At 64.0% G+C, this 10677-nt stretch carries 9 protein-coding genes; 8 read left to right on the top strand and 1 reads right to left on the bottom strand.

Features of this window, described 5'->3' with window-relative positions; all coding sequences use genetic code 11:
* The 8 genes from FFS27_RS20785 to FFS27_RS20750 form a co-directional block, all read left to right on the top strand.
* Window positions 1-278: gamma-glutamyl-gamma-aminobutyrate hydrolase family protein (locus FFS27_RS20785; protein WP_171019210.1), on the top strand; the 278-nt coding region annotated here is incomplete at its 5' end.
* 40 nt (window positions 279-318) lie between these two features.
* Window positions 319-1677, top strand: coding sequence for a glutamine synthetase family protein (locus FFS27_RS20780; RefSeq protein WP_003084290.1), 1359 nt, complete (start codon window positions 319-321; stop codon window positions 1675-1677).
* 65 nt (window positions 1678-1742) lie between these two features.
* The gene (gene spuC / locus FFS27_RS20775; protein ID WP_003084297.1) at window positions 1743-3113 is read left to right on the top strand and encodes a putrescine--pyruvate aminotransferase; all 1371 of its coding nucleotides are present in this window, start codon (window positions 1743-1745) and stop codon (window positions 3111-3113) included.
* Between the two features lie 115 nt (window positions 3114-3228).
* Window positions 3229-4332, top strand: coding sequence for a putrescine-binding protein SpuD (spuD, locus tag FFS27_RS20770; protein ID WP_003084299.1), 1104 nt, complete (start codon window positions 3229-3231; stop codon window positions 4330-4332).
* 418 nt (window positions 4333-4750) lie between these two features.
* Entirely contained in the window at window positions 4751-5848 is a 1098-nt protein-coding gene (spuE, locus tag FFS27_RS20765) for a spermidine-binding protein SpuE (RefSeq protein ID WP_003084301.1), read from the top strand.
* Window positions 5849-5902: 54 nt separating this feature from the next.
* Window positions 5903-7057: a polyamine ABC transporter ATP-binding protein gene (gene potA, locus FFS27_RS20760; protein ID WP_003084303.1), complete on the top strand. Its 1155-nt coding sequence runs from the start codon at window positions 5903-5905 to the stop codon at window positions 7055-7057.
* Between the two features lie 26 nt (window positions 7058-7083).
* The gene (locus FFS27_RS20755; RefSeq protein WP_003121722.1) at window positions 7084-7965 is read left to right on the top strand and encodes an ABC transporter permease subunit; all 882 of its coding nucleotides are present in this window, start codon (window positions 7084-7086) and stop codon (window positions 7963-7965) included.
* Window positions 7966-8047: 82 nt separating this feature from the next.
* Complete coding sequence (locus tag FFS27_RS20750; RefSeq protein WP_003084307.1) at window positions 8048-8917, top strand: ABC transporter permease subunit; 870 nt, start codon at window positions 8048-8050, stop codon at window positions 8915-8917.
* 177 nt (window positions 8918-9094) lie between these two features.
* Here the strand turns inward: FFS27_RS20750 and hacB are convergent.
* Window positions 9095-10677: N-acylhomoserine lactone acylase HacB (gene hacB, locus FFS27_RS20745; protein ID WP_137952179.1), on the bottom strand; the 1583-nt coding region annotated here is incomplete at its 5' end.

Below are 10677 nucleotides of genomic sequence, written 5' to 3'. Positions count from 1 at the left end.
ATGTGCAGCCGGGCGGAGTGCTCGCCGGTATCGGCTTGCCGAGCGAGTTCCAGGTCAATTCCATCCATGGCCAGGGCGTTGATCGTCTGGCGCCGGGCCTTCGAGTAGAAGCACTGGCGCCTGACGGGTTGGTCGAAGCCATCTCCGTAGAAGGTGCAAAAGCCTTCGCTCTTGGTGTGCAATGGCACCCGGAGTGGCAGGTTCTGACGAACCCCAACTATCTCGCTATCTTCCAGGCTTTCGGTAAGGCCTGCGGCAAGAGGGCGGGGCAACGTTGAGTCCGGCTGTTGGGGCCGGACTCTCAACCCTGAGGTCTTTATGACTACCAAGTTAGACCAGCTGACCAGCTGGCTGAAGGAACGCAAGATCACCGAAGTGGAATGCCTGATTTCCGATCTGACAGGCATCGCCCGCGGCAAGATCTCGCCGACCAACAAATTCATCGCGGAAAAGGGCATGCGCCTGCCGGAGAGCGTTCTGCTGCAGACCGTCACCGGCGACTACGTGGAAGACGACATTTACTACGACCTGCTCGACCCGGCCGACATCGATATGGTCTGCCGCCCGGACGAGAATGCCGTGTTCCTCGTCCCCTGGGCCATCGAGCCCACCGCGATGGTGATCCACGACACCTTCGACAAGCTCGGCAATCCCATCGAGCTGTCGCCGCGCAACATCCTCAAGCGCGTGTTGAAGATGTATGCCGACAAGGGCTGGCGGCCGATCGTGGCGCCAGAGATGGAGTTCTACCTGACCAAGCGCAGCGACGACCCCGACTATCCGCTGCAGGCCCCGGTGGGCCGCTCCGGACGCCAGGAAACCGGGCGCCAGTCGTTCTCCATCGACGCCGCCAACGAGTTCGACCCGCTGTTCGAGGACATGTACGACTGGTGCGAGGCCCAGGGCCTTGACCTGGATACGCTGATCCACGAGGAAGGCACCGCGCAGATGGAGATCAACTTCCGTCATGGCGACGCCCTCGACCTGGCCGACCAGATCCTGGTGTTCAAGCGCACCATGCGCGAGGCCGCGCTCAAGCACAACGTCGCCGCGACCTTCATGGCCAAGCCGATGACCGGCGAGCCGGGCAGCGCGATGCACCTGCACCAGAGCATCGTCGACGTGAAGACCGGCAAGAACATCTTCTCCAATGCCGACGGCACCATGAGCGAGCTGTTCCTGCACCATATCGGCGGCCTGCAGAAGTTCATCCCGGAAGTGCTGCCGCTGTTCGCGCCCAACGTGAACTCGTTCCGCCGCTTCCTGCCCGATACCTCGGCGCCGGTGAACGTCGAGTGGGGCGAAGAGAACCGTACCGTCGGCCTGCGCGTGCCGGACTCCAGCCCGGAGAACCGCCGGGTCGAGAACCGTCTCGCCGGCGCCGACGCCAACCCTTACCTGGCGCTGGCTGCCAGCCTGCTGTGCGGCTACATCGGCATGGTCGAAGGCATCAAGCCGAGCGCCCAGGTCAAAGGTCGCGGCTATGAACGCCGCAACCTGCGCCTGCCGCTGACGATCGAAGCGGCGCTGGAGCGCATGGAGAACTGCAAGCCCCTCGAGCAGTATCTCGGCAGCAAGTTCATCAGCGGCTACGTCGCGGTGAAGCGTGCGGAGCACGAGAATTTCAAGCGGGTAATCAGCTCCTGGGAGCGGGAATTCCTCCTGCTTTCCGTTTGATCCTGACCGGGGGCGGCCGGCGTGGTCCGCCGCTCCCGGACAGTCTTGAATAGAAGAGGTGTGACATGAACAGCCAAATCACCAACGCCAAGACCCGTGAGTGGCAGGCGTTGAGCCGCGACCACCATCTGCCGCCGTTCACCGACTACAAGCAGTTGAACGAGAAGGGCGCGCGGATCATCACCAAGGCCGAAGGCGTCTATATCTGGGACAGCGAGGGCAACAAGATCCTCGATGCGATGGCCGGCCTCTGGTGCGTCAACGTCGGCTACGGCCGCGAGGAGCTGGTCCAGGCCGCCACCCGGCAGATGCGCGAGTTGCCGTTCTACAACCTGTTCTTCCAGACCGCCCACCCGCCGGTGGTCGAGCTGGCCAAGGCGATCGCCGACGTCGCTCCGGAAGGCATGAACCACGTGTTCTTCACCGGCTCCGGCTCCGAGGCCAACGACACCGTGCTGCGTATGGTCCGCCACTATTGGGCGACCAAGGGCCAGCCGCAGAAGAAAGTGGTGATCGGCCGCTGGAACGGCTACCACGGCTCCACCGTCGCCGGCGTCAGCCTGGGCGGCATGAAGGCGTTGCATGAGCAGGGTGATTTCCCCATCCCGGGCATCGTCCACATCGCCCAGCCCTACTGGTACGGCGAGGGCGGCGACATGTCGCCGGACGAGTTCGGCGTCTGGGCCGCCGAGCAGTTGGAGAAGAAGATTCTCGAAGTGGGCGAGGAAAACGTCGCCGCCTTCATCGCCGAGCCGATCCAGGGCGCCGGCGGCGTGATCGTCCCGCCGGACACCTACTGGCCGAAGATCCGCGAGATCCTCGCCAAGTACGACATCCTGTTCATCGCCGACGAAGTGATCTGCGGCTTCGGCCGTACCGGCGAGTGGTTCGGCAGCCAGTACTACGGCAACGCCCCGGACCTGATGCCGATCGCCAAGGGCCTCACCTCCGGCTACATCCCCATGGGCGGGGTGGTGGTGCGCGACGAGATCGTCGAAGTGCTCAACCAGGGCGGCGAGTTCTACCACGGCTTCACCTATTCCGGTCACCCGGTGGCGGCCGCCGTGGCCCTGGAGAACATCCGCATCCTGCGCGAAGAGAAGATCATCGAGAAGGTGAAGGCGGAAACGGCACCGTATTTGCAGAAACGCTGGCAGGAGCTGGCCGACCACCCGTTGGTGGGCGAAGCGCGCGGGGTCGGCATGGTCGCCGCCCTGGAGCTGGTCAAGAACAAGAAGACCCGCGAGCGTTTCACCGACAAGGGCGTCGGGATGCTGTGCCGGGAACATTGTTTCCGCAACGGTTTGATCATGCGCGCGGTGGGCGACACTATGATTATCTCGCCGCCGCTGGTGATCGATCCGTCGCAGATCGATGAGTTGATCACCCTGGCGCGCAAGTGCCTCGATCAGACCGCCGCCGCCGTCCTGGCTTGAGTCCCTGAGCGGACTTTTGCCAGACTGCGCCAGTGCGTTGGCCAGGCTCACCGGGTGGTGACGCGATCGGTTGCGCCACCGCCCGGATACTTCAACAAAAATGGAGCTACCCCGCATGATGAAACGTTTCGGTAAGACCCTGCTCGCCCTGACCTTGGCGGGCTCTGTGGCCGGTATGGCGCAGGCTGCGGACAACAAGGTACTGCACGTCTACAACTGGTCCGACTACATCGCGCCGGACACCCTGGAGAAGTTCACCAAGGAAACCGGGATCAAGGTCGTCTACGACGTCTACGACAGCAACGAAGTGCTGGAAGCCAAGTTGCTGGCGGGCAAGTCCGGGTACGACGTGGTGGTGCCGTCCAACTCCTTCCTCGCCAAGCAGATCAAGGCCGGGGTCTACCAGAAACTCGACAAGTCCAAGCTGCCGAACTGGAAGAACCTGAACAAGGACCTGATGCACACCCTGGAAGTCAGCGACCCGGGCAACGAGCATGCGATTCCCTACATGTGGGGCACCATCGGCATCGGCTACAACCCGGACAAGGTCAAGGCGGCCTTCGGCGACAACGCGCCGGTGGATTCCTGGGATCTGGTATTCAAGCCGGAGAACATCCAGAAGCTGAAGCAGTGCGGCGTCAGCTTCCTCGACTCGCCGACCGAGATCCTCCCGGCGGCCCTGCATTATCTCGGCTACAAGCCGGACACCGACAATCCCAAGGAACTCAAGGCGGCCGAAGAGCTGTTCCTGAAGATCCGTCCCTACGTCACCTACTTCCACTCGTCGAAGTACATTTCCGACCTGGCCAACGGCAACATCTGCGTCGCCATCGGCTACTCCGGCGACATCTACCAGGCCAAGTCCCGCGCCGAAGAGGCGAAGAACAAGGTCACCGTCAAGTACAACATTCCCAAGGAAGGCGCCGGCAGCTTCTTCGACATGGTCGCCATTCCCAAGGACGCCGAGAACACCGAGGGCGCCCTGGCCTTCGTCAACTTCCTGATGAAGCCGGAAATCATGGCCGAGATCACCGACGTGGTTCAGTTCCCCAACGGCAACGCGGCGGCCACCCCGCTGGTGTCCGAGGCGATCCGCAACGACCCGGGCATCTACCCGAGCGAAGAGGTCATGAAGAAGCTGTATACCTTCCCCGACCTGCCGGCCAAGACCCAGCGGGCGATGACCCGCAGCTGGACCAAGATCAAGTCCGGCAAGTGATCCGCGAGGAGCCCGGCGGCGCCTGAAGCCGCCGGCGCTCCGGCACGAGAGAACCGGAACGCGGCCGGGCTTCCTCCGGCCACGCTCCCCTGCGAAGAGGTTCGACTCTTTTGCCCGTTCGTCCAGACGCTTCCTCCTGGGGGCCCGACGACCGGACGCAGTATCGACGACGAAGACGCTGCCATGGGCGCTGCGCCAATCTGCCGCGCCGGGGCCGGTCGTGTCGCTCGCACCGGGGCCGAGGGCCCGGAAAACCTGAAACCAACACGCCGGTAGGGAACCCAGCTCACTCATGTTTCCCGGCGGAATCGTCGGGTTGTCATGAAACCCGAGTGATCTGGGCTTACATCGGCACTTGAAGAACACGGGTCGAACAGGCAGGGTGCTGCCGTGAAAAGGCCCGGAACAGGAGTCGGACATGCAACATTCCATTGGCAAGACACTGCTGGTAGCCGCTCTGGCTACGGCGATCGCGGGCCCCGTGCAGGCGGAGAAGAAGAGCCTGCACATCTATAACTGGACCGATTACATCGCTCCCACCACCCTCAAGGACTTCACCAAGGAGAGCGGGATCGACGTCAGCTACGACGTCTTCGACTCCAACGAGACCCTCGAGGGCAAGCTGGTCTCCGGCCACTCCGGCTACGACATCGTGGTGCCGTCGAACAACTTCCTCGGCAAGCAGATCCAGGCCGGTGCCTTCCAGAAGCTGGACAAGAGCAAGCTGCCGAACTGGAAGAACCTCGATCCGGCGCTGCTCAAGCAGCTGGAGGTCAGCGACCCGGGCAACCAGTACGCGGTTCCCTACCTGTGGGGCACCAACGGCATCGGTTACAACGTGGCCAAGGTCAAGGAAGTCCTCGGCGACCAGCCGATCGACTCCTGGGCCATCCTCTTCGAGCCGGAGAACATGAAGAAGCTCGCCAAGTGCGGCGTGGCCTTCATGGACAGCGGCGACGAGATGCTGCCCGCCGCCCTCAACTACCTGGGGCTGGACCCCAACACCCACGACCCGAAGGACTACAAGAAGGCCGAGGAAGTCCTGACCAAGGTTCGCCCCTACGTCAGCTACTTCCACTCCTCCAAGTACATCTCCGACCTGGCCAACGGCAACATCTGCGTCGCCTTCGGCTATTCCGGGGACGTCTTCCAGGCCGCTGCCCGCGCCGAAGAGGCCGGCAAGGGCATCGACATCCAGTACGTGATTCCCAAGGAAGGCGCCAACCTGTGGTTCGACCTGATGGCGATTCCCGCCGATGCCAAGGCCGCCGATAACGCCTACGCGTTCATCGACTACCTGCTGCGTCCGGAGGTGATCGCCAAGGTCAGCGACTACGTCGGCTACGCCAACGCGATACCGGGGGCCCGCCCGCTGATGGACAAGAGCGTCAGCGACAGCGAGGAGGTGTATCCGCCGCAGGCCGTGCTCGACAAGCTCTACGTTTCCGCCGTGTTGCCGGCCAAGGTGCTGCGCCTGCAGACCCGTACCTGGACCCGGATCAAGACCGGCAAATAAGTTCAAATTCCGCCCGGTAGCGTGACCGGGCTCAACGACTTGGGAGTTGTGGTAATGGCGATAGCCTCCGGTGCCTACAAGAAAGCCCTAGAGGGCAACCAGCAGCCGAAAGAGGTGCTGGTAAAGATCGACCGGGTAACCAAGCAGTTCGACGAGACGCTGGCGGTGGACACCGTGTCCCTGACCATCAACAAGGGCGAGATCTTCGCCCTGCTCGGCGGCTCCGGCTCGGGTAAATCCACCCTGTTGCGCATGCTCGCCGGTTTCGAGCGGCCCACCGAGGGGCGGATCTTCCTCGATGGCCAGGACATCACCGACCTGCCGCCCTACGAGCGGCCGATCAACATGATGTTCCAGTCCTATGCGCTGTTCCCGCACATGAGCGTGGCGCAGAACATCGCCTTCGGCCTCAAGCAGGACGGCCTGCCCAAGGCCGAGATCGACGAGCGCGTGGCCGAGATGCTCAAGCTGGTGCACATGACCCAGTACGCCAAGCGCAAGCCGCACCAGCTCTCCGGCGGCCAGCGCCAGCGGGTGGCCCTGGCTCGTTCGCTGGCCAAGCGGCCGAAGCTGCTGCTGCTCGACGAGCCGATGGGCGCGCTGGACAAGAAGCTGCGCTCGCAGATGCAACTGGAACTGGTGGAGATCATCGAGCGCGTCGGCGTGACCTGCGTGATGGTGACCCACGACCAGGAAGAGGCCATGACCATGGCCCAGCGCATCGCCATCATGCACCTGGGCTGCATCGAGCAGATCGGCAGCCCGATGGACATCTACGAGACCCCGGCGAGCCGCCTGGTCTGCGAGTTCATCGGCAACGTCAACCTGTTCGACGGCGTGCTGGTGGAGGACGTGCAGGACCATGCGGTGATCGCCTGCCCGCAGCTGGAGAACCCGATCTACATCGGCCACGGCATCAGCACCCGCGCCGAGGACAAGCGCATCACCTACGCGCTGCGGCCGGAGAAAGTGATGATCAGCGCGCAGAAGCCGGACAACCTGGAACACGCCGGGCACAACTGGGCCCAGGGCACCGTCTACGACATCGCCTACCTTGGCGGCCACTCGGTGTACTACATCAAGCTGGCCTCCGGGATGATCGTCCAGGCCTTCATGGCCAACGCCGAGCGCCACGTCGCCCGGCCGACCTGGGACCAGTCGGTGTACATCAGCTGGTACGACGACAGCGGCGTGGTACTGCAGTCATGAAATTCGCCAACAGCCTGAAAAAGCGCATGCCCACCGGGCGGCATGCGGTCATCGGGGTGCCGTTCCTGTGGCTCTTCCTGTTCTTCCTGCTGCCCTTCGCCATCGTGCTGAAGATCAGCCTGGCGGAAGCGGACGTGGCCATCCCGCCCTACACCGAGATCTTCGCCTACGCGGACCAGCAGTTGCAGGTGCTCCTCAACCTCGGCAACTACCTGATGCTGACCGATGACCCGCTCTACATCGATGCCTACCTCGGCTCGCTGAAGATGGCCTTCATCAGTACCCTGATCTGCCTGCTGGTGGGCTACCCGATGGCCTACGCCATCGCCCGCTCCAGCCAGTCCTCGCAGACTGTCCTGCTGCTGCTGATCATGATGCCGACCTGGACGGCGATCCTGATCCGGGTCTATGCCTGGATGGGCATCCTTTCCAACAACGGCCTGCTCAACAGCGTACTGATGGGGCTGGGGCTCATCAGCGAGCCGCTGACCATCCTCAATACCAACATCGCGGTGTACATCGGCATCGTCTATTCCTACCTGCCGTTCATGATCCTGCCGCTCTACGCCAACCTGGTGAAGCACGACCCGAGCCTGCTGGAGGCCGCTTCCGACCTGGGCGCGCGTAACTTCACCAGCTTCTGGAAGATCACCGTGCCGCTGTCGAAGAACGGCATCATCGCCGGCTGCATGCTGGTGTTCATCCCGGCGGTGGGCGAGTTCGTCATCCCGGAACTGCTCGGCGGCCCCGAGACCCTGATGATCGGCAAGGTGCTCTGGCAGGAGTTCTTCAACAACCGCGACTGGCCGGTGGCGTCCGCCCTGGCGGTGGTAATGCTGGCGATCCTGATCATCCCGATCATCCTGTTCAACAAGAACCAGGCCAAAGAACTGGAGGGCAAGGTATGAGCCAGCACAGCGTATCCCGCTCCGTATCCCGTTCAACAGGCTCTCCATCCAGAAGCGTGGCCAAAGAACTGGAGGGCAAGGTATGAAGCGCTGGAATTTCTCCAACGTCATGCTGATCGTCGGCCTGCTCTTCATCTACCTGCCGATGCTGATCCTGGTGATCTATTCGTTCAACGCCTCCAAGCTGGTGACGGTGTGGGGCGGCTGGTCGGTGAAGTGGTACGTCGGCCTACTGGACAACACCCAACTGGTCAGTTCGGTCGGACGCTCCCTGGAGATCGCCTTCTATACGGCGTTCTCCTCGGTGCTCCTCGGTACCCTGGCGGCCTTCGTCCTCACCCGCATCCCGCGCTTCCGCGGTCGTACGCTGTTCGGCGGCATGGTCACCGCGCCGTTGGTGATGCCGGAAGTGATCACCGGTCTGTCGCTGCTGCTGTTGTTCGTGGCCATGGCGCAACTGATCGGCTGGCCGCAGGAACGGGGTATTGTGACCATCTGGATCGCCCACACCAGCTTCTGCTCGTCCTACGTGGCGGTGGTGGTGTCGGCGCGCCTGCGTGAACTCGACCTGTCGATCGAGGAAGCGGCGATGGACCTGGGCGCCAAGCCCTGGAAGGTGTTCCTGCTGATCACCATCCCGATGATCGCGCCCTCGCTGGCGGCGGGCGGCATGATGTCCTTCGCCCTGTCGCTGGACGACCTGGTACTGGCCAGCTTCGTCTCCGGACCCGGCTCGACCACCTTGCCGATGGAAGTGTTCTCGGCGGTACGCCTGGGCGTGAAGCCGGAGATCAACGCGGTGGCCAGCCTGATCCTGCTGAGCGTTTCGCTGTTCACCTTCTTCGCCTGGTACTTCACCCGCCAGGCCGAGGAGCGGCGTCGCCGGGCGATCCAGCAGGCGATGGAAGAGACCGCGACCGACTGGCAGAAAGGCTCGCCGACCCCGGCCTGAGCCCTCCGCCGAAAAGAAAAGGCCACCTGCGGGTGGCCTTTTTCATTGGCGCGTCGGTGGCGGGAAATGCCTGGCTACGCTCCGTAGGGCGACGCCCGAGGCGTTATCCGCCGATACCCCGTTGTACCCGGCGGACAACCACCATGCGGCTACTCGCCCGACCCCACGCCGGCCGGCTCAGCGCTTCGGTTCCAGCACCAGCACGCCCTTGCTGTTCGCCTTCACCTCGTTTTCCTCGTAGTGCTGCGGCAGGTAGTGGCCCTCGATGTAGGCCTCGGCCTGGTCGTCGTAGTGGCCGTCGAAGGGCACGCCGCTCTGCCCGACCGGGTTGATGCCGAGGCTGTGGGTCGGGTCGGCGAAGTCCACCAGGCGCCGGGTCGATGGACCGTAGGTGACCGCCCAGGGGGCCGGGCCGATCTTCGCCGACAGATTGTTCGGTACCTCGTGGGTGCCGGGGGCGGCGAACGGACCGACGTTGAGAAGGCGCTTGAGCAGCGCCTGCTGGCCCAGGGCGTGCTCGTGGGTCAGGGTATGCGCCTTGCCCCACAGCCAGCCGGACGGGTCGTTGCCGAGGGTGCTGCGCAGATGCGCGAGGGAGGCGTTCCAGGCGGCCCTGACGATATCCGCGCGGGTTTCCCGGCGCTCTGTGCGGCGGTCGTCCCACCAGGGCGAGTCGGCGTCGGCAGCCAGCCGAGGCAGCGCGCTGTCGATGGCGCGGGTGGCGATCAGGCTGTCGAAGAAGGCATCGCCCAGTTCGTCGTGCAAGGCGCCCTCGGCAATCTGGAACAGCAACTGGTTGAACAGCGTGGCGGCGGTCGAGTCGACCGGGTAGTCGCCCTTCCAGGCCGCCAGTTGCTCGACCAGGCGCTTGCCTTCGGCGTCGTCGACCACCTCGCGCAGGACCGGCAGCAAGGGTGCGAGCAGGCGTGGCGCGTAGCCGGTGCGATTGCCGAGTTGCAGCGCGCGGCTGTTGTCCAGGTTCCATTTGGTGCCGCGGTCGGCCAGTTGGGTATCCAGCCACTGGCCGCGGTCCGCCAGGTTGTAGTAGCCAGGAATCGGCCGGCCATTGGCCGGGACCGGCTGGAAGTTGGCGGAGACGATGTAGCCGCGCGCCGGGTTTTCCTCCTGTGGGTTGTCGGCGAACGGATAGAAGCCGGACTTGTCCGCCTCGCCCTTGCTGCCGTCGAGGATGAAGCTCGGGTTCACTCCCTCCGGCCGCTTCGGCAGGGCCGCCGAGGCCCACCAGCCGATATCGCCGGCGGCATTGGCCCAGACCAGGTTGAGTCCTGGCGAGTGGATCTTCGAGGCCGCCGCGCGGGCCTTGGCCAGGGTATCGGCGCGATTCAGCTGGTAGAAGGCGTCGAGCACCGGGTTCTCGGTCTCGAGGAAAGCCCACCACATGGCGATCGGGGTCTTGCCGGAGCTGGCGCCGAGCGCGTCGTTGACGATCGGACCGTGGGGCGAGCGGCGCAGGGTGAGCTTCACTGGGGCGGCGCCCTTGACCGCGATTTCCTGCTCCTCGCTCTGCAGGTCGACCCATTTGCCCTGGTACCAGACCTGGTTGGGGTTGTCCGGGTTGACCTTCTCGGCGACGAGGTCGAGGTCATCGTTCTGGAACATCGTCAGGCTCCAGCCGAACGCGCGGTTGTGGCCCAGCGAGGCGAAGGGGTTGAGCGCCTGGTGGTGGCCATAGAGTTCGAAGCCGGGCGCGCTCAGCTGGGCCTCGTACCATACCGCCGGCGCGGCGAAGCGGATATGCG

This window comes from Pseudomonas sp. 2VD (assembly GCF_005503585.1).
GTDB classification, from domain to species: domain Bacteria; phylum Pseudomonadota; class Gammaproteobacteria; order Pseudomonadales; family Pseudomonadaceae; genus Pseudomonas; species Pseudomonas aeruginosa.
The sequence above is the reverse complement of the archived record's forward strand: the minus strand, read 5'-3'. Positions and strand labels throughout refer to the sequence as shown.

What these genes read in the sequence shown, in the direction of transcription:
- FFS27_RS20780 (WP_003084290.1), top strand. Translation starts at nt 319, where the DNA reads ATGACTACCAAGTTAGACCAGCTGACCAGCTGGCTGAAGGAACGCAAG.
- spuC (WP_003084297.1), top strand. Translation starts at nt 1,743, where the DNA reads ATGAACAGCCAAATCACCAACGCCAAGACCCGTGAGTGGCAGGCGTTG.
- spuD (WP_003084299.1), top strand. Translation starts at nt 3,229, where the DNA reads ATGATGAAACGTTTCGGTAAGACCCTGCTCGCCCTGACCTTGGCGGGC.
- spuE (WP_003084301.1), top strand. Translation starts at nt 4,751, where the DNA reads ATGCAACATTCCATTGGCAAGACACTGCTGGTAGCCGCTCTGGCTACG.
- potA (WP_003084303.1), top strand. Translation starts at nt 5,903, where the DNA reads ATGGCGATAGCCTCCGGTGCCTACAAGAAAGCCCTAGAGGGCAACCAG.
- FFS27_RS20755 (WP_003121722.1), top strand. Translation starts at nt 7,084, where the DNA reads ATGCCCACCGGGCGGCATGCGGTCATCGGGGTGCCGTTCCTGTGGCTC.
- FFS27_RS20750 (WP_003084307.1), top strand. Translation starts at nt 8,048, where the DNA reads ATGAAGCGCTGGAATTTCTCCAACGTCATGCTGATCGTCGGCCTGCTC.